Origin of the sequence: Spirilliplanes yamanashiensis, assembly GCF_016863475.1 — a bacterium.
GTDB lineage: Bacteria > Actinomycetota > Actinomycetes > Mycobacteriales > Micromonosporaceae > Spirilliplanes > Spirilliplanes yamanashiensis.
Genome location: NZ_BOOY01000019.1, coordinates 46,078 through 63,080, shown reverse-complemented (window position 1 = coordinate 63,080; position 17,003 = coordinate 46,078). Strand labels below are relative to the sequence as shown.

Annotated in this window: 18 protein-coding genes; 6 read left to right on the top strand and 12 right to left on the bottom strand. The window is 74.6% G+C overall.

Annotated elements, in window-relative coordinates; genetic code table 11:
- Positions 1-18: 18 nt before the first annotated feature.
- The 4 genes from Sya03_RS13575 to Sya03_RS13560 all read right to left on the bottom strand — a co-directional run bounded on the left by Sya03_RS13575 (position 19) and on the right by Sya03_RS13560 (position 3,488).
- Positions 19-594 (bottom strand): TIGR03086 family metal-binding protein, encoded by a 576-nt coding sequence (locus Sya03_RS13575; protein ID WP_203938628.1) that lies wholly within the window; start codon positions 592-594, stop codon positions 19-21.
- Entirely contained in the window at positions 581-1,048 is a 468-nt protein-coding gene (locus Sya03_RS13570) for an SRPBCC family protein (RefSeq protein WP_203938627.1), read from the bottom strand. Before Sya03_RS13570 ends, Sya03_RS13575 begins: the two co-directional genes overlap by 14 nt.
- Complete coding sequence (locus Sya03_RS13565; RefSeq protein ID WP_203938626.1) at positions 1,045-1,398, bottom strand: ArsR/SmtB family transcription factor; 354 nt, start codon at positions 1,396-1,398, stop codon at positions 1,045-1,047. Before Sya03_RS13565 ends, Sya03_RS13570 begins: the two co-directional genes overlap by 4 nt.
- Positions 1,399-1,661: 263 nt before the next feature.
- Entirely contained in the window at positions 1,662-3,488 is a 1,827-nt protein-coding gene (locus tag Sya03_RS13560) for an AMP-dependent synthetase/ligase (protein WP_203938625.1), read from the bottom strand.
- 341 nt (positions 3,489-3,829) lie between these two features.
- Between Sya03_RS13560 and Sya03_RS13555 the strand changes: the two genes are divergently transcribed.
- Complete coding sequence (locus Sya03_RS13555; RefSeq protein WP_203938624.1) at positions 3,830-5,050, top strand: S8 family peptidase; 1,221 nt, start codon at positions 3,830-3,832, stop codon at positions 5,048-5,050.
- A 71-nt stretch (positions 5,051-5,121) separates the two neighbouring features.
- Here Sya03_RS13555 and Sya03_RS13550 read toward each other — a convergent pair whose 3' ends face one another.
- Positions 5,122-5,751, bottom strand: coding sequence for a PepSY domain-containing protein (locus Sya03_RS13550; protein WP_203938623.1), 630 nt, complete (start codon positions 5,749-5,751; stop codon positions 5,122-5,124).
- 121 nt (positions 5,752-5,872) lie between these two features.
- Between Sya03_RS13550 and Sya03_RS13545 the strand changes: the two genes are divergently transcribed.
- On the top strand, positions 5,873-6,364 hold the full coding sequence (locus tag Sya03_RS13545; RefSeq protein ID WP_203938622.1) for a DUF6461 domain-containing protein: 492 nt from the start codon (positions 5,873-5,875) through the stop codon (positions 6,362-6,364).
- On the opposite strand, the gene Sya03_RS13540 is transcribed toward Sya03_RS13545, so the two are convergent.
- Both Sya03_RS13540 and Sya03_RS13535 read right to left on the bottom strand, forming a co-directional pair.
- Positions 6,365-7,618 (bottom strand): HAMP domain-containing sensor histidine kinase, encoded by a 1,254-nt coding sequence (locus Sya03_RS13540; RefSeq protein WP_203938621.1) that lies wholly within the window; start codon positions 7,616-7,618, stop codon positions 6,365-6,367.
- Positions 7,615-8,295, bottom strand: coding sequence for a response regulator transcription factor (locus tag Sya03_RS13535; RefSeq protein ID WP_203938620.1), 681 nt, complete (start codon positions 8,293-8,295; stop codon positions 7,615-7,617). The genes Sya03_RS13540 and Sya03_RS13535 overlap by 4 nt, the downstream gene beginning before the upstream one ends.
- 102 nt (positions 8,296-8,397) lie before the next feature.
- Between Sya03_RS13535 and Sya03_RS13530 the strand changes: the two genes are divergently transcribed.
- Complete coding sequence (locus tag Sya03_RS13530; RefSeq protein ID WP_203938619.1) at positions 8,398-8,901, top strand: hypothetical protein; 504 nt, start codon at positions 8,398-8,400, stop codon at positions 8,899-8,901.
- Here the strand turns inward: Sya03_RS13530 and Sya03_RS13525 are convergent.
- Complete coding sequence (locus Sya03_RS13525) at positions 8,898-9,527, bottom strand: TIGR03085 family metal-binding protein (RefSeq protein WP_203938618.1); 630 nt, start codon at positions 9,525-9,527, stop codon at positions 8,898-8,900. The two genes, Sya03_RS13530 and Sya03_RS13525, sit on opposite strands and share 4 nt — an antisense overlap.
- Positions 9,528-9,682: 155 nt before the next feature.
- Here Sya03_RS13525 and Sya03_RS13520 point away from each other — a divergent pair, with 155 nt between their 5' ends.
- The gene (locus tag Sya03_RS13520) at positions 9,683-11,494 is read left to right on the top strand and encodes an ABC transporter ATP-binding protein (protein WP_203938617.1); all 1,812 of its coding nucleotides are present in this window, start codon (positions 9,683-9,685) and stop codon (positions 11,492-11,494) included.
- Entirely contained in the window at positions 11,491-13,278 is a 1,788-nt protein-coding gene (locus Sya03_RS13515; RefSeq protein ID WP_239107452.1) for an ABC transporter ATP-binding protein, read from the top strand. Before Sya03_RS13520 ends, Sya03_RS13515 begins: the two co-directional genes overlap by 4 nt.
- Before the next feature lie 58 nt (positions 13,279-13,336).
- Here the strand turns inward: Sya03_RS13515 and rpsD are convergent, their stop codons facing one another.
- Positions 13,337-13,945, bottom strand: coding sequence for a 30S ribosomal protein S4 (gene rpsD / locus Sya03_RS13510; protein ID WP_203938616.1), 609 nt, complete (start codon positions 13,943-13,945; stop codon positions 13,337-13,339).
- A gap of 104 nt (positions 13,946-14,049) precedes the next feature.
- On the opposite strand from rpsD, the gene Sya03_RS13505 reads away from it, so the two are divergent.
- Complete coding sequence (locus Sya03_RS13505; protein ID WP_203938615.1) at positions 14,050-14,793, top strand: DUF2470 domain-containing protein; 744 nt, start codon at positions 14,050-14,052, stop codon at positions 14,791-14,793.
- A 15-nt stretch (positions 14,794-14,808) separates the two neighbouring features.
- On the opposite strand, the gene Sya03_RS13500 is transcribed toward Sya03_RS13505, so the two are convergent.
- From Sya03_RS13500 to Sya03_RS13490, 3 genes are read right to left on the bottom strand one after another with little or no spacing between them, the layout of a single operon-like run.
- Entirely contained in the window at positions 14,809-15,420 is a 612-nt protein-coding gene (locus Sya03_RS13500; RefSeq protein WP_203938614.1) for a TetR/AcrR family transcriptional regulator, read from the bottom strand.
- Between the two features lie 25 nt (positions 15,421-15,445).
- Entirely contained in the window at positions 15,446-16,183 is a 738-nt protein-coding gene (locus Sya03_RS13495) for an ABC transporter permease (protein WP_203938613.1), read from the bottom strand.
- Positions 16,180-16,902, bottom strand: coding sequence for an ABC transporter ATP-binding protein (locus Sya03_RS13490; RefSeq protein ID WP_203938612.1), 723 nt, complete (start codon positions 16,900-16,902; stop codon positions 16,180-16,182). The genes Sya03_RS13495 and Sya03_RS13490 overlap by 4 nt, the downstream gene beginning before the upstream one ends.
- Between the last annotated feature and the right edge of the window lie 101 nt (positions 16,903-17,003).

Here is a 17,003-nt window from a genome sequence, read left to right as displayed (position 1 = left end):
CGGCCGCCCGACCGCCGCTCAGGCGGGCGTCCAGAACGGGTCGCGGCCGATGAAGCCGAGCATTCTGGCCTGCACGCCGGCGTCGCCGGGCACGGCCACCCGCGGGCCGTACTGGCCCGAGGCGCGCAGCACCTCGTCCATCGGCTCCATGCCGGCCAGCAGGGCGGCGCAGAAGCCCGGGTCGAGCCGGTCGTCCTGGCCGGTGGCGCGGGCCAGGTCCCAGGTGTGCATGAACACGTCGCTGGTGTAGAACCGGTCGATCGCCTGGTCCAGCGGGACGTCGCCGATGTGCCGGTTGGTCAGCGTCCGCTGCGGGGTCGCCGGGTCGTCCAGCACCGCCTGCACGCCGTCGACCTGCGCCTGCCACGCGCCGGCCGGGTCGTCGGCCACGGCCGGGCCCGCTGGCAGCCGCACGTCCGAACCGGCGGCGAGGAACGACGGGAACCACTCGACGAGGTGGCCGACGACGTCGCGGGCGGTCCAGCCGGCCACCGGCGCCGGGGCGTCCCAGTCCTTCGTGCCGCGCACCCGGTCGGTGAACGTGCCGCCGATGCGGCGGTGCCGCTCCGCGGGGCTCAGCTCAGACAGTTCCATCGGCCAGCATCCTCTCCAGTTTCGCGTACCCGTCGTCGAGGCCGGTCTCCATGCCGCTGCGCAGCCAGGCGTCGCGGCTCTCGAAGCTCTCCACCAGCGACTGCGTGTGCAGGCGGGTCGTGCCGCCGCCCAGGTCCTCGAAGCGCAGCGTCTCCAGGGCCACCCCGTCGGGGTCGCCCTCCCACGTGAACGTCCGCACGATGCGGTCCGGCCGGATCTCGTGGAAGCAGCCGCGGAAGGCGTACTCGGCGCCGTCCCGCACGGACACGAACCGGTAGCTGCCGCCGGTGCGGGCGTCCCACTGCTCGATGCGCGTGTGCATGCCGTCCGGGCCGACCCACCGGGCGTACAGCTCCGGGTCGGTGTGCGCCCGCAGCAGCCGCTCGGGGGTGGCCCGGAAGTCCCGGGTGATGCGGATGATCGGCAGCGCGGGGTCCGCCTCGATGCGCGTCACGGCCGAGGCTCCCCGTCGCGGTCCCCGTTGCGGTCCTCGTCCGCCAGCTCGGCCAGCAGGTGGTCGAGGCGCTGGTAGCGCTGCTCGGCCCGGCGGCGGTACCGCTCGATCCACTCGTCCATCTCGTCCAGCGCTCCGATCTCCAGCCGCACGGGGCGGGGCTGCGGCCCGGGCGGGCGGCTCACCACGCCGGCCTCCTCCAGCACCCGCAGGTGCTTGTAGACCGCCTGCAGGCTCATCCGGTACGGCTCGGCGAGCTGGTTGACGGTGGCGTCGGCGACCGACAGGCGCGCCACCATGTCGCGGCGGGTCGGGTCGGCGAGGGCCGCGAAGACCCGGTCGAGCGGCATCCTGGTCCTCGTTTCAACCGTCTGGTTTAAAGGACGCTACGACGCCGGCGCGGGCAGGTCAAGGGATCGGTGGCGGCCGGGATGTCGCCGCGGAGGGGCCGCCGCCTGCTCGACGACAGCTGCGCGCGGTAACCCGCCGGGCTCGCGACGCTCGACCAGGACGGGTGGGAGCGGGAGCGCGCCACGGCGGGGAGATCTGCCTGCTGCGGGACCGGTGCCGGGCCCGCTGACGGTCGTCGCCGCCGGCGGGCCCGGCACCCGGGTCACATCGCGGCGATGGTGCCCGCGTACATCTTGTCGATCTGCTCGGCGAAGTTGGTCTCGACGCCGCGGCGCTTGATCTTCATCGACGGGGTGATCTCGCCGTCCTCGATGGTGAGGTCGCGGGGGAGGATGGCGAACTTCTTGATGGTCTCCCAGCGGTTGAGCTTGCCGTTGAGCTCGTCGATGTAGCCCGCGACCATCTTCTCGGTCTCCGGCGCGGCGACGATCTCCGCGTAGCTCTTGCCCTCCAGCGGGCCGCCCGCCGCCCAGCTGGTGATGGCGTCGGGGTCGAGGCTGATGAGCATGGTGACGTAGTTGCGGGCCTGGCCGATGACGACCGCCTGGCTGGTGTACGGGCAGACCGCCTTGAACATGCCCTCGATGTGCGACGGGGCGATGTACTTGCCGCCGGACGTCTTGACCAGGTCCTTCTTGCGGTCGGTGATGCTCAGGTAGCCGTCGGCGTCGAGGTGGCCGATGTCGCCGGTGCGGAAGAACCCGTCCTCGGTGAACGACTCGGCGGTGGCCTCCGGCAGGTTGCGGTAGGCGCGCATGACCGGCGCGCCGCGCAGCAGCACCTCGCCGTCGCTGTCGATGCGGCACTCCAGGTCGCCGAGCGCCTGGCCGACCGTGCCGATCTTGAGCTTGCCGAGCCGGTTGACGAAGTTCGCCGCGCTGGACTCGGTGAGGCCGTAGCCCTCCATGATCGGCAGGTTCGCGGCGGCGAAGAACTCGGCGATCTGGCGGCTCAGCGGGGCGCTGCCGGACACCAGCACGCGCAGGCGGCCGCCGAGGCGCTGCTGCAGCTTGCTGAAGACGAGCTTCTCGGCGAGGCCGTACTGCAGCCGCAGGGCGGCCGGGACCGGCTTGCCGGCCTGGTCGAGCGCGACCTTCTTCTTGCCGGTGGCGACCGCCCAGCCGAAGATCTTCGCCTTGGCGCCGCCCTCGGCGGTGGCGTTGGTGACGGCCCGGTTGTAGACCTTCTCGAAGATGCGGGGCGCGGCGCACATGAGCGTCGGGCGCACCACGGACAGCATCTCGACGAGCTTGTCGACCCGGCCGTCGACGTAGGTGGGCACGCCGACGTGGATGATGCCGCAGAGCAGCGTCTTGCCGAACGAGTGCGACAGCGGCAGCCACAGGTACTGCAGGTCGCTCGACTCGAACAGGCCCAGGTCGGCCTGGGCGACGCCCTCCCAGCACCAGCCGCCGTGCAGCAGCTCGACGCCCTTGGGCCGGCCGGTGGTGCCGGAGGTGTAGATGAGGGTGGCGAGGTGGTCGGGGCCGATGTCCTTCGTCAGGCGGTCGATCAGGTCCGGCTCGGCGGTGAGGGCGGTGCGGCCGCGCTCCTCCAGGTCGGCGAGGGTGAGCTGCGGCGGGTTCGCGGCGGCGTCGGCGAGGCCGCCGAGCAGCACGACGTGGGTGAGCGACGGCAGGTCGGCCCCGGAGATCTTCAGCGCCTGGGTCGGGTTCTCGGCGATCAGCACCTTCGAGCCGGAGTCGCCGATGATGTAGCAGGCGTCCTCGGGCTCGGTGGTCGGATAGACCGTGGTGGTGGCGCCGCCCGCCAGCATGATGCCGAGGTCGGCGAGCACCCACTCGAGGCTGGTGCCGGCGATGATCGAGACCCGGTCCTCCGTGCCGACGCCGAGCGTGTGCAGGCCGGCGGCGATGGCCTTGGCCCGGTCGCCGACCTGCGACCAGGTGAGCCAGTCGAGCCCGGTGTCGTCCGCGGTGGGTTTCGCCAGGGCCTGGTGGTCGGGCGTCGCCGCGACCCGGCGCAGGAACATGTCGGGGATGGAGCGGTAGGGAACCTCGAGAGCCATCGACGCCGCCTGCCTATCTGAGGGTTTCTGTTAATTCGGAGTTACCGAAGCGTATTTGCGACCCGGCGTGGCGGCCAGAGGCGGCACGCCGCGAAAGCGCACGCGGCGCCGCATGCTGACCGGTTTCGCGCTGCGTGCGGCGCTGTGCCGGGTCTGCCCGTGATCCTATCGGCGATCGGCGGCCGTGCCTCAAGCCCGCGACGATCGGTCCGCTTGCGCGGCGATATGGCCCATCCGGGATGGCCCGTCCCGGGATATCGACATCCTACGATCGGCCCAACGCTCACCGTCCCGGTCCGGGCCCCCCGGCGGACCGGCTCGGCCCCTCAGGGAGGAACCGCATGACCCGACCGCGCAGCCGCAGGGCGATCACCCTGGCCCTGCTCGCCGCCGCGGCGACCACGGCCACCGCCGCCGTCGCCGTTCCCGCCTCCGCCGCCCCGTCCGGCACCATCCGGCTCGCCGGCGGACCCACCGCAGTGCCCGGCAGCTACATCGTCGTGCTCAAGGACAGCGCCGTCGGCGCCCGCGCCGGCACCCCCGGCGCCGCGGCCGCCGTCACCACCCGGGCCGCCGGCCTGACCCGCGGGTACGGCGGCAGCGTCGCCCGCAGCTTCGGCACCGCGCTCAACGGCTTCGAGGCCACCATCGGCGAGGCCGCCGCCCGCCGCCTCGCCGCCGACCCGGCCGTCGCCTACGTCGAGCAGAACCACACCGTCTCGCTGGCCGCCACCCAGACCGGCGCCACCTGGGGCATCGACCGCATCGACCAGCGCAACCGGCCGCTGAGCACCACGTACACGTACTCGACGACCGCGAGCAACGTGACGGCCTACATCATCGACACCGGCATCCGGTTCGGCCACAGCCAGTTCGGCGGGCGCGCGGTGAGCGGCTACGACGCCGTCGACGGCGGCAGCGCCGACGACTGCAACGGCCACGGCACCCACGTCGCGGGCACGGTCGGCGGCAGCGTGCACGGCGTCGCCAAGGGCGTCCGGCTCGTCGGCGTGCGGGTCCTGAACTGCTCCGGCAGCGGCACCAACGCCGGCGTCATTGCGGGCGTCAACTGGGTCACCAACAACGCGACCCGCCCGGCCGTGGCGAACATGAGCCTCGGCGGCGGCGTCAGCTCCGCCCTGGACACGGCCGTCGCCAACTCGATCGCCCGCGGCATCACCTACGGCCTGGCCGCCGGCAACTCGAACGCCAACGCCTGCAACAGCTCGCCGTCGCGGGTCGCGGCCGGCATCACCGTCGGCGCCACGACCAGCACCGACGCCCGCGCCTCGTACTCCAACTACGGCACCTGCCTGGACATCTTCGCGCCGGGCTCGTCGATCACGTCCACCTGGTACACGAGCAACTCCGCCACGAACACGATCAGCGGCACGTCGATGGCGACGCCGCACGTGGTCGGCGCGGCCGCCCTGTACCTGTCGGGCAACACCGGCGCCACCCCGCAGCAGGTGCGCGACGCCCTGGTCGGCAAGGCCACGACCGGCGTGGTGACCAGCCCGGGCACCGGCTCCCCGAACCGGCTCCTCTACACCGGTGCGTGACCTCCTCCGTTGAGGCGGAACGGCCCCGGGCGCTCCACAGAGCACCCGGGGCCGCTTCCGTGCGGGTGGGATCAGTCGTCGTCGCCGCCGCGGCCACGCCCGTGCCCGCGCCCGCTGTCGTCGTCATCGTCATCGTCGTCGGCCCGGTCGTGGCCGCTGTCGTCGCTGCCGCTGTCGTCGCTGCTGTCGTCGCTGCGGCCGTCGCTGTCGTCGCGGCCGTCGCTGTCGTCGCTGTCGTCGGACGCGTCCGTGCGGTGCCGGACCACCTCGCCGGTCTGCCGGTCGATGTCCAGCTCGTGCTCGACGCCGCCCGCGACCACCTCGACGTCCCAGACGGCGCGGCCGTGCTCGGTCTCGCCCTCGACGTCGGTGACCCGGCCGCCGCCGACCCGGTTGAGCGCGATCTGCCCGGCCCGCTCGACGCTGATCGCGCCGGTGGCGGTGGCGGTGGCGGAACTGGACGAGGAGGACGGCGACGCGGACGCCGACGCCGACTCCGAGGGCGAGGCGGAGGCCGAGGGCGACGCCGACTCCGACGGGTCCGCGCTGGGCGACCCGCTGTCCAGCGGGACCGGCTCCGCGGCACCGAGCCGCGCCGTGGCGGGCCGGTCGCCGCCGGCGGCCATCGCCGCCGTGCCGCCGATCGCGACCGCGGCGAGGGAGCCGGCGGCGAGGGCGAGGACTGCCTTCTTCTGCATCATGATCGAACCTTCCGTGTCCACGGGTGCTGCCTGACTGACGACACCGTCCCGCGATCTGCGCCAACGCCGCGCTGTGTGACCCCTAAGGTCAGGTAAAGGTCCGCTGTGCCACGATTTGCGGATGTCCTACGCCTGGTTCACCGACCGCTGCGCCGCCCTGGCGGAGGCGTACTGCCTGACCCTCGTCGCCGGGCTGAGCCCCCGCGAGGTGATCGACCGGCTCGACGGCACCGGCGTGCGCCCGGCCACCGGCCTGGCCGCCGTGCTGGAGCCGGCCCCCGGCGACGAGGAGTTCGTGGCCGTCACCCAGCTGCCCGGGTGGTCGCTGATCGTCGAGCCCTACGGCTACCTGGGCGTCACCGAGGACGTGTACGGGCCGCTGTCCGCGGGCTCGGAGCTGGTCGCGCACTACCGCAACATCGTCGGCGGCGACCAGTTCGTGCACGTGGCCGACGGGGTGGTGCTGCGCGACCTGTCGCCCACGGCGGAGTTCCCGGCCGCCCCGGTGGAGGGCGCGCTGGAGCTGGCCGGGAAGCTCACCGGGGTGCGGCTGACCGCCGAGTTGCTGGAGTCGGCCGAGTACCTGTGCGCGGACGTGCCCGAGCCGCTGTGATTAGGCCGGCGGCAGCGTCAGCGTGACGGCCGCGCCGCCGCCCGGGGCGTTGCCGGCGCGGAAGGTGGCGGCCGCGCGCCGGGCGATGTCCAGCCCCAGCCCGGTGGAGCCGGCGCCGCTGTCGCCGCGGGCGGGCGCCGCGCCGCCGGGGAAGCCCGGCCCGGCGTCGGCGACCTCCAGCGTCGCCCCGCCGCCCGGGGCCGCCGCCAGCCGCACCGAGAAGTCGGTGCCGTCGGGGGTGTGCGCGAAGACGTTGCCGAGCAGCGCGTCCAGGGCGGCGGCCAGGTCGTCCCAGGCCACCGCCACCGGCAGCGGCCCGTCGGGCAGCGCGGCGGTGACCGCGCGGCCGGTGTCGTCGGCCAGCACCTGCCAGAACGCCACCCGGTCGCGGACGATCGCGGTGGCGTCGCAGCGCTGCTCGGCGGCGGGGCGGTCGTCGCTGCGGCGGCGGGCCTGCTCGATCAGGTCGGTGACGGCGCGCTGGAGGGCGTCGACGTGGTCGGTGATCCGGGCGGCGTCGGCCGGGTCGGCGAGCGACTCGGCCTCCAGCCGCAGCGCGGTCAGCGGGGTGCGCAGCCGGTGCGACAGGTCGGCCACCTCCTCGCGCTCGGCGCGCAGCAGCTCCTGGATGCGCCGCGCCAGGTGGTTGAGCGCCTTGGCGACCTCGCGCAGCTCGGGCGGCCCGGCGGGCAGCGCGCGGGCGCCCAGGTCGGCGCCCGCGAGCCGGTGCGAGACCGTGCTCAGCTCGGTGATCGGCCGGATCAGCCCGCGGGCGATCCGGTCGGCGACCACCAGGCCGATCACCACCAGCGCCAGGCCCAGCCCGGCCAGCAGCAGCCACGCCTGGGTGACGCCGCGGGTCAGTTCCTCGTTCGTGACCAGGGTGCGGATCACCGCGGTGCCGGCGCCGCCGCGCACCGCGAAGACGATCTCGCGGCCCTCCGGGACCAGCGCGGTGAAGCTGCGGCCGCCGCGGGCGGCCAGCTCCACGGCGGGGGTACGCGGGGCGCGCGCGCCCAGCACCTGCCCGTCCGGCAGGTAGACGGTGACGCCCGGCAGCCCGACCAGCGCCTGGCGCACGTCGTCCGGGTCGGCGACGCCCAGCAGCGGCCGCACCGCCTGCACGCTGGTGTTCGCCGCGCTCATCGCCTGGTTCTCGGCGAACGAGCGCACCAGCAGGGCCAGCGGCACCAGGAACGCCACCAGCACGAGCAGCGTGGTGGCGGCGACGAGGATCCTCAGCCGGGCCTTCACGGGGCGCTCAGCCGGACCCCGACGCCGCGCACCGTGTGCAGGTAGCGCGGCTCCTGCGCGGACTCGCCGAGCTTGCGGCGCAGCCACGACAGGTGCACGTCCACAGTCTTGTCGGCCCCGCCGTACGGCACCTGCCACACCTCGGTGAGCAGCTCCCGCTTGGTGACCACCTGCCCGGCCCGCCCGGCCAGGTGCACGAGCAGGTCGAACTCGCGCGGCGTCAGGTCGAGGCCGGCGCCGTCGAGGGTGGCCTGGCGGGCGCCGACGTCGATGCGCAGCCCGCCGACGACGTGCACCTCCCCGGCGTCGCGGCCGGGCCCGCCGCGGCGCAGCACCGCCCGGATGCGGGCGTCGAGCTGGGCGGCGGTGAACGGCTTGACCACGTAGTCGTCGCCGCCCGCGTCGAGCGCCCGGACGATGACCGTCTCGTCGTCGCGGGCGGTCGCCACGATGACCGGCACGGCGCTGACCGCGCGCAGCATCCGCAGCAGCTCCAGGCCGTCCAGGTCGGGCAGGCCCAGGTCGAGCACGACCAGGTCGGGGCGCTCGGCGAGGGCCGTCTGCAGGCCCGCCATCGCGGTGCCCTCGGCGGCGACGGCGTGGCCGCGCTCGCGCAGCGCGCGCAGCAGGTTGGTCCGGATGGCGGGGTCGTCCTCGATGAGCAGCAGGCGGGGCACCCGCCGACCGTACCCATGCCGGGGCCCGCCGCCGCGGCCCTTAACCGTCTCTTAGCGTCGGGGTGTGCCCGGCTTAGCCGGCGACCGGGCAGACTCGACGCCGTGGGATCACGGACTCTGCTCGGCGTCGCCGGCTGGCTGACCGCCGCCCTGGTGGCGGTCGTCGTCGGCCTGGCCGCGGTGCGCCTGATCGGGGAGGGCCTGCAGGGCTCGGCCCCGCCGGCGCTGTCGGCCGCCGAGGTCGCCGACGCGCTCGCGTCCGCCCCGGCGGCGCCGACCTCCGCGCCCGCCTCCACGCCGGGCTCCGCGCCTTCCTCCGCGCCGGCCTCCGCAGGGCCGACGTCCGCGGCGCCGACGACCGTCGCCGCCGGCACGCAGACGTTCGACACCCCCGGCGGGCTGGTCACCGCCCGCTGCGCGGCGGGCGTCGTCACGATCGCCGGCACCTCGCCCGCGCAGGGGTGGGGCACCCACGAGGTGGAGGACGGCGCCGACGAGGCCGAGGTCGACTTCCGCTCGGGGCGCCGGCGCGTCGAGGTGACGGTGACCTGCGGGGCCGACGGCCGTCCGGTGGCCCGCACCGAGGACAAGTCGGACGACGACTAGAACCCGAGCTTCGCGCCCCGCAGCCGCTCGGCGACCGCGGGATCGCCACCGACCTCGACCCGGGCCGCGCGCTGCCGCCCGGTGAGGAACAGCAGCAGCTCGCCCGGCTCGCCGGTCAGGGTGGCCGGCGGCCTGCCCTCGGGGCCGGCGACCGTCTCGCCGAGGCCCGGCGCGACGAGCGTGATCCGGGCGGGCGCCTTGCGCAGCGCCAGCCGCGCGGTCTGCTTCAGCTGCTTCCACAGCGTCTCGCGGAACGCGGGCTCCAGGGCGCGCGGCTGCCAGCCCGGCTCGCCGCGGCGCACGTCCTCGTGGTGCACGAAGAACTCGGTGGTGTTGGTCAGCGGCTCCACCAGCGGGTTGCTGACCGGGCTCCACCACGGCGGGGTGCGCACCAGCTCGATCACCTCCGCCCACGGCCTGGCCGCGACGCCCAGCCGGACCCGCTCGCCGTGCGCCTGCAGCGCGGGCACGAGCAGCCCGGCGGCGCTGTCCGGGCGGCGGTCGCGCACGACGAGGTGGGCGGCGAGGTCGCGGGTGGTCCACCCCTCGCACAGCGTGGGCCGGTCGGGTCCCGTCTCGGCGAACAGGTCGGCCAGGGCCCGGCGTTCGTCGCGTGCGTAGGTCATCCGTCGATCGTAGGGTGTGGCCCGCCCCACAGCCTCCCGGGCGAATCGTGGTCGGCGGATGTCGTACCCGTGCGCCAGGATGGAACGGTCCCAGTTCCGCCGCCGTCGCGGAGTAAGGTTCGTCTGGGCCGTTGACTACTTACCGCGGGGGTGCCGTGCCGAGCAGGACGAGCCGGGACGTGCTGGCCCGCGGGCTGTGGGTGCTGGGCCAGGCCATCCGCACCGAGCCGCGCCGCTTCCTGATCGGCGCGGTGGGCAGCGTGCTGTTCGGCCTGCTGATCATCGGCAACGCGTTCGTCATCGGCAACCTGGTCGGCCGGGTCGTCGTGCCGTCCATCGAGCAGCGCCGCGCCGAGTGGGACCTGCTGCTGGCCGCCGCCGCCATCCTGCTGGGTATCAGCCTGCTGCGGGTGCTGAGCATCTTCGGCCGCCGCCTCGGCGCGGGCTACATGCAGTTCCACCTGCAGGCGCGCTACCGGCGCGCGGTCACCCGCCGCTACCTGGCGCTGCCGCCGGCCTGGCACCGCCGGCACGCCACCGGCACCCTGCTGTCCAACGCCAACTCCGACGTCGAGGCCGCGTTCTACCCGATCGCGCCGCTGCCGTTCGCCGTCGGCACTCTGGTCATGCTGGTCGCCGCGGTCGGCTCGCTGTTCGCCACCGACTGGGTGCTCGCCCTCGTCGGGGTGGCGCTGTTCCCGTCGCTGTTCACCCTCAACGTGGTCTACTCGCGGCGCATGGCGCCCCGGCAGATCCGCGCCCAGCAGCTGCGCGCCCGGGTCAGCGCCATCGCCCACGAGAGCTTCGACGGCGCCCTGGTCGTCAAGACGATGGGCCGCGAGGCCGCCGAGGGCGAGCGGTTCGCCGCCGAGGTGCGCGAGCTGCGCGACGCGCTGATCTCCGTCGGCCGGCTGCGCGGCGCGTTCGACCCGGTCATGGACGCGCTGCCGAGCCTGGGCACCCTGGCGGTGCTGCTGCTCGGCGCCTGGCGGCTCGGCACCGGCCACATCACGGTCGGCGAGCTGGTCAGCGTCGCGTTCCTGTTCACCGTGCTCGCCTTTCCGGTGCGGGCGATCGGCTGGGTGGTGGCCGAGCTGCCGCGCAGCGTCGCCGGGTGGGACCGGGTGCAGGCCGTGCTGTCCGCCACCGGCGACATGACCTACGGCGACGCCGAGCCGGCCGCCGCCACCGGCCCGGCCGCGCTCGCCTTCGACCGGGTGAGCTTCGCCTACGAGGGCGGCCGCGAGGTGCTGCACGACGTGTCGTTCACGGTGGCGCCCGGGCGCACGGTCGCGCTGGTGGGCCCCACCGGCTCCGGCAAGTCCACCATCGCCGCGCTGGCGGTGCGGCTGGTCGACCCGGCCACCGGCACCGTCCGCCTCGACGGCGCCGACGCCCGCACCCTCAGCGCCGCCGCCCTGGCCCGCACCGCGGCGTTCGTGCCGCAGGTGCCGTTCGTCTTCGACGACACCGTGCGGGCCAACCTCACCCTCGACCGGCCCGGCGTCGGCGAGGACGAGGCCCGCGCCGCGCTGGAGCTGGCGCAGGCCGACGCCTTCGTCGACAAGCTGCCCGACGGGCTCGACACGGCGGTGGGGGAGCGCGGCACCTCGCTGTCCGGCGGCCAGCGGCAGCGGCTCACCTTGGCCCGCGCCCTCGCCGGGTCGCCGCGGCTGCTCGTCCTCGACGACGCGACCAGCGCCGTCGACCCGCGCGTCGAGTCGGCCATCCTCGCCGGGCTGCGCGGCGGCGCCGGCACGTCGATCCTCGTGGTGGCGTACCGGCGGGCCACCATCGCACTGGCCGACCAGGTGGTCTACGTCGAGCACGGCCGGGTCGTCGCCACCGGCACCCACCGCGAGCTGCTGGCCTCCACGCCCGGCTACACCGCCCTGGTCACCGCGTACGAGCGGGCCGAGGCCGAACGCGAGCGCGAGCACGCCTACGACGAGGAGGTGCCCGCGTGACGACGGCGACCGTGACGGCCGAGCGCGACTACGAGCCGGCGCTGCGCACCGTGCGCCGCGGCCTGGCCCTGTCGCCCGAGCTGCGCACCGGCCTGGCCGGCACCCTCGCGCTCGCCCTGGTGTCGATGGCCGGCCGGGTCGCCGTGCCGATCGCCATCCAGCAGGGCATCGACTGGGGCATCCGCGGCCCGGGCGGGCTCGACGTGGGCCGGGTCGGCCTGGTCGTCGCCGTCACCGTCGCCGTCCTGATCCTCACCACCGCGTGCGGCTACCTGATGGTGCGCCGGCTGTTCACCGTCAGCGAGACCGCCCTGGCCGGGGTGCGCACCCGCACGTTCCGGCACGTGCACGACCTGTCGGTGCTGCACCAGGCGGCCGAGCGGCGCGGCGCCCTGGTCTCCCGGGTCACCGGCGACATCGACCAGATCACCCAGTTCCTGCAGATGGGCGGCGTCATGCTGCTCATCACCAGCGGGCAGCTCGTCGTCACCATCGTCGTGATGCTGGTCTACTCGTGGCAGCTCACGCTGGTGACGCTGCTGGCGTTCGTGCCCGCGGTGATCGTCATCCGGCGGTTCCAAAAGCGGCTGGCCGGCGCGTACGGCACCGTCCGGCAGCGCACGGGCACGCTGCTCGCCGCGGTCGCCGAGAGCGTGGTGGGCGCCGACGTCATCCGCGCCTACGGCGTCGCGGGCCGCACCTCCGCCAAGCTCGACACGGCGGTCGACGAGCTGCGCACCGCCCAGAAACAGGCGCTGAAGACCAGCGTCACCGGCTTCTCCACCGGCGAGGTGGCGGCCGGGCTGGCCCTCGCCGCGGTCGTCGTGGTGGGCGTGCTGCTCGGCGTCGACGGCGACATCACGGTCGGCCAGCTCACGGCGTTCCTGTTCCTGGTGACGCTGTTCATCCAGCCGGTGCAGATCGCCACCGAGACGCTGAACGAGGCGCAGAACGCGGTCGCGGGCTGGCGCCGGGTGCTCGACGTGCTCGACATGGACCCGGACGTGGCCGACCCGGGCGCGGCGGGCCGCGACCTGCCGCCCGGACCGGTCGAGGTGCGCTTCGAGCGCGTGTCGTACGCGTACCCGGGCGGGCCGACCGTGCTGTCCGGGGTGGACCTGACGATCACGCCGCACACCCGGGTGGCCGTGGTGGGCGAGACGGGCAGCGGCAAGACGACGTTCGCCAAGCTGCTCACCCGCCTCATGGACCCGGCCGGCGGGCGGGTGCTGCTGTCCGGGGTGCCGCTGACCGACGTGCGGTTCGCGTCGCTGCGCGCGAAGGTCGTCATGGTGCCGCAGGACGGCTTCCTGTTCGACGGCACCGTCGCCGAGAACGTGCGGTTCGCCCGCCCCGACCTCGGCGACGAGGACCTGGAGCTGGCGTTCGGCGAGCTGGGCCTGGCCGACTGGGTGACGGGCCTGCCCGCGGGCCTGCACACGCCGGTGGGCGAGCGGGGCGAGGCGCTGAGCGTGGGCGAGCGCCAGCTCGTCGCGCTGGTCCGCGCCTACGTGGCCGACCCCGACCTGCTGGTGCTCGACGAGGCCACCAGCGCGGTCGACCCGGCGACGGAGGTCCGGCTGCAGCGCACCCTCGACGCGGTGACCCGTGGCCGCACCACGGTGGCGATCGCGCACCGGCTGTCCACGGCGCAGTCGGCGGACGAGGTGATCGTGGTCGACGCGGGCCGGGTCGTCCAGCGCGGGCCGCACGCGGAGCTGATCCGCGACCCGGAGTCGGTCTACGGCCGCCTGCACTCCAGCTGGCTGGAGCAGACGCGATAGGCCCGGCACGCCGTTGTGCCGGGCCCGTCGCTGCTCGGTGGCCGGGTGGTCTGCGGGGTCAGCGGGCGTAGAACTCGACGACCAGCTGCTCGTCGCACAGCACCGGCACCTCGGTGCGGGCGGGGATGCGCAGCAGCGTGATACGCAGCTCCTCCAGCGACGTCGACAGGTACGGGGCGGTGGGCCCGTCGACGTGCGCGCCGGCCTTGGCGATCTCGAACGGTGGCTTGGCGGCGCTGCGCCGGCGCACCGTCACGACCTGGCCGGGCTTGAGCAGGTAGCCGGGCCGGTCGACCTTGCGGCCGTCCACCTCGAAGTGTCCGTGCGCGACGAGCTGGCGGGCCTGGTAGATGGTCCGGGCGAGCCCGGCGCGGGCCACGACGGCGTCGAGCCGCCGCTCCAGCAGCTGGATCATCGCCTCGCCGGTCTTCATCTCCAGCCGGTGGGCCTCGTCGTAGGCCCGGCGCATCTGCTTCTCGCTGATGTTGTACTGGTGCCGCAGCCGCTGCTTCTCGAGCAGCCGCACCTGGTAGTCGCTGGGCTTGCGCCGCGCGCGGCCGTGCACGCCCGGCGGGAACGGCCGACGCTCGAAGTACTTCACGCACTTGCGGGTCAGCGGGATGCCGAGCGCCCGCGAGAGCCGGGCCTTCGGACGGGACTGGTTCACGGATCACTTCTCCGGTGGGTCGCGGTTGACGTCGGGGGTAAGTTAGCCTCACCTTACTAAGGCAAGCCTAACGCTGCCAGCCCGCCCCGCGCCGGAGGATCCTGATGCAGCCCAGCCACGCAGAGCTCGCCCGCACGCTCGCCGCCGGCCGCCTCCCGGCGACCGCGTCGGTCGCGTGCCGGCCCGGCCTGTTCCCGGTCCGCCACCTCACCGACGGCGACGGCCGCCTGCTGCTGCTCGCGCCCGCCGACGGCGGCCTCACCGACGCGCTGCGCCCCGTCGACGGCGCCGACGACACCGCGGTCGTGCTGGACATCCCCGACGTCCCGCCGGTGGCCGGCGCCCCGTCGATGGGCCGGGTCTGGGTGGCCGGCTGGGCCGTCGCCCTCGACGGCGCCGAGGCCCGCGCCGCCGCCCTGGACTGGGCCGGCCACGACCCCACCGGCGACCTGCTCGACGTCGGCCGCGGCCAGGTGCTGCACCGCGTCGACGTGGCCGAGATCCGCCTCGAGCGCGCCGGCCTCACCGTCGACGTCGACCCCGACGAGTACGCGGCGGCCGCCCCCGACCCGCTGCACGCCATCGAGTTCGACCTGGTCGCCGACCTGGCCGACCACCACGTCGAGGAGATGACCGGCTACCTGCGCCGCCAGCTCGGCCCCGCCGTCGGCCGCGAAGTGCCGCGCGTCGTCCGGCTCGACCGCTACGGCTTCGTCGTGCGCCTCGGCGAGCGCCTCGCCCGGCTGGCGTTCCCGCGCCCGGTCGCCGACCGCGCCGACCTGTCGCGGCTGCTGCACCCGGTGCTCTGCCCGCGCTGCTCGCACAACCACGCGCACGAGGCGGCCTGACCGCCCCCGCCGCGCTCAGGCGTGGCCGAGCACCCCGTCGAGGTCGCCGGTCAGGTACCGCTGGATCGTCGGGGCGACCGCCGCCACCAGCGTCTCCGGCGGCGCGGACGCCAGCGGCTCGAACTTGAGGATGTAGCGGGCCATGGCCAGGCCCGCCATCTGCGAGGCGACCAGCGACGCCCGCATCGTCGCCTCGTCCGGGTCGATGCCCAGCCCCGCCGTGACCCGGCGCAGCACCTGGGTGGCGATGAACTCGCGGATCAGCCGGGCCGCCCAGTCGTGGCTGACCGCCGAGCGCATCAGCGCCACCCCGGCCGCCCCGGCGGGGGAGTCCCAGATGCCGAGGAACACCCGCACGAACCGGGCGCCGGCCTCCTCGGCGCCGCCGGCGAGGATCGACGGCAGCAGCTCGCGCGGGTCGAACGGCACGTTCATCGACGCGACGAACAGCTTGTCCTTCGTGCCGAAGTAGTGGTGCACCAGCGCCGGGTCCACCCCGGCGGCCGTCGCGATGGCGCGGATCGAGGTCTTGTCGAAACCCCGTTCCGCGAACGCCTCACGCGCGGCGGCCAGGATGGACTCGCGCGTGTCCGGGTTGCCCGGACGCCGACCGGTGCGCCGCACCACCGTGTTCGTTCCCCCTACCCGCTGCCTACCCGCTGCGCCGGCGCAGCGTCGCCGCCGCCAGCGAGAGCGCCACCAGCACCGCCCCCGCGACGATCGCCACGTCCCACCACATCGTCGCCGTCGCCGACGGGTGCATGCCCACCTGCACCAGGCCGTCGATCGCGTACGACAGCGGGAGCGCGTCGCTGACCGCCTGCAGCCACCCGGCCATCTCGGCGCGCGGCACGAACAGCCCGCAGAGCAGCAATTGTGGCACCACCACCACCGGCATGAACTGGACGGCCTGGAACTCGGTGCGGGCGAACGCGCTGCACAGCAGGCCGAGCGCCACGCCCAGCACGGCGTTGACGGTGGCGATGAGCACGACCAGCCCGACGCTGCCGGCGGTGCGCACCCCGAGCAGCCAGTACGCGGCGGCCGACGCGATCGCCGCCTGCGCGGCCGCGGCCAGCCCGAACGCCAGCCCGTAGCCGAACAGCAGGTCGAGCTTGCCCATCGGCGTGGTGAGCAGCCGTTCCAGCGTGCCGGTGGTGCGCTCGCGCAGCATCGCGATGCTGGTCACCAGGAACATGATCACGAACGGGAAGACGCCCAGCATGATGAGCGCGATCCGGTCGAACGTCGGCCCCGCGTTCTCGTACATGAAGTACAGCAGGGTGAGCAGCAGCGTCGGCACGACGGCGAGCAGCGCGACGGTGCGCCGGTCGTGGCGCAGCTGGCGCAGGATGCGCCCGGTCGTGGCCAGCAGGATCCGCGGGCTCATGCCGCCACCCCCTCCATGCCCCGGGCGATGTGCAGGAACGCCTGCTCCAGGTCGTCGGTGCCCGTCTCGGCGCGCAGCCGGGCCGGGGTGTCGTCGGCGACCAGCCGGCCGTCGCGGATGAACAGCAGCCGGTCGCAGCGCCTGGCCTCGTCCATGACGTGGCTGGACACGATGAGCGTGGTGCCACCGCGGGCCAGGTCGTGGAACCGTCCCCACAGCTCCTCGCGCAGCAGCGGGTCCTGCCCGACGGTCGGCTCGTCGAGCACCAGCAGCTCCGGGCCGCCGAGCAGCGCGCAGGCCAGCGACGCCCGGCTGTGCTGCCCGCCGGACAGGGTGGACACGAGCTGCCCGGCCGCGTCGGCGAGCCCGACGTCGGCGACGGCCCGGTCGGCCTCGGCGGCCCCGAGCCCGTAGAGGGCGGCGAAGTAACGGGCGTTCTCCCGCACGGTGAGGTCGGCGTACACGCTCGGGGCCTGGGTCAGGTAGCCGACGGTGCGGCGCAGCTCGGCCGTCCCGGCGGGCCGGCCGAGCACCGTCACCCGTCCCGCCCGGACCAGCTGCACGCCGACGATGCAGCGCAGCAGCGTGGTCTTGCCGGACCCGCTCGGCCCGAGCAGCCCGACGACGGTGCCGCGGGGGACCGAGAAGCTGATGTCGTGCAGGACGGTTCGTTTTCCGCGGTCGACCGTGAGGCCCTCGACCGCGACGGCAGTCTCCATGACGGCTCCTAACTCATCGAGTGTTGAGTTCAACGCTAGATGAATTGCGGCCGCCGGGCAATGGACAGAAAGACGACCGGCGGCCCCCCGTCGTCGGGGGA

Coding starts and splice junctions, on each gene's coding strand:
- Sya03_RS13575 (WP_203938628.1), bottom strand. CDS start 594: ATGGAACTGTCTGAGCTGAGCCCCGCGGAGCGGCACCGCCGCATCGGC.
- Sya03_RS13565 (WP_203938626.1), bottom strand. CDS start 1,398: ATGCCGCTCGACCGGGTCTTCGCGGCCCTCGCCGACCCGACCCGCCGC.
- Sya03_RS13560 (WP_203938625.1), bottom strand. CDS start 3,488: ATGGCTCTCGAGGTTCCCTACCGCTCCATCCCCGACATGTTCCTGCGC.
- Sya03_RS13555 (WP_203938624.1), top strand. CDS start 3,830: ATGACCCGACCGCGCAGCCGCAGGGCGATCACCCTGGCCCTGCTCGCC.
- Sya03_RS13550 (WP_203938623.1), bottom strand. CDS start 5,751: ATGATGCAGAAGAAGGCAGTCCTCGCCCTCGCCGCCGGCTCCCTCGCC.
- Sya03_RS13545 (WP_203938622.1), top strand. CDS start 5,873: ATGTCCTACGCCTGGTTCACCGACCGCTGCGCCGCCCTGGCGGAGGCG.
- Sya03_RS13525 (WP_203938618.1), bottom strand. CDS start 9,527: ATGACCTACGCACGCGACGAACGCCGGGCCCTGGCCGACCTGTTCGCC.
- Sya03_RS13505 (WP_203938615.1), top strand. CDS start 14,050: ATGCAGCCCAGCCACGCAGAGCTCGCCCGCACGCTCGCCGCCGGCCGC.
- Sya03_RS13495 (WP_203938613.1), bottom strand. CDS start 16,183: ATGAGCCCGCGGATCCTGCTGGCCACGACCGGGCGCATCCTGCGCCAG.
- Sya03_RS13490 (WP_203938612.1), bottom strand. CDS start 16,902: ATGGAGACTGCCGTCGCGGTCGAGGGCCTCACGGTCGACCGCGGAAAA.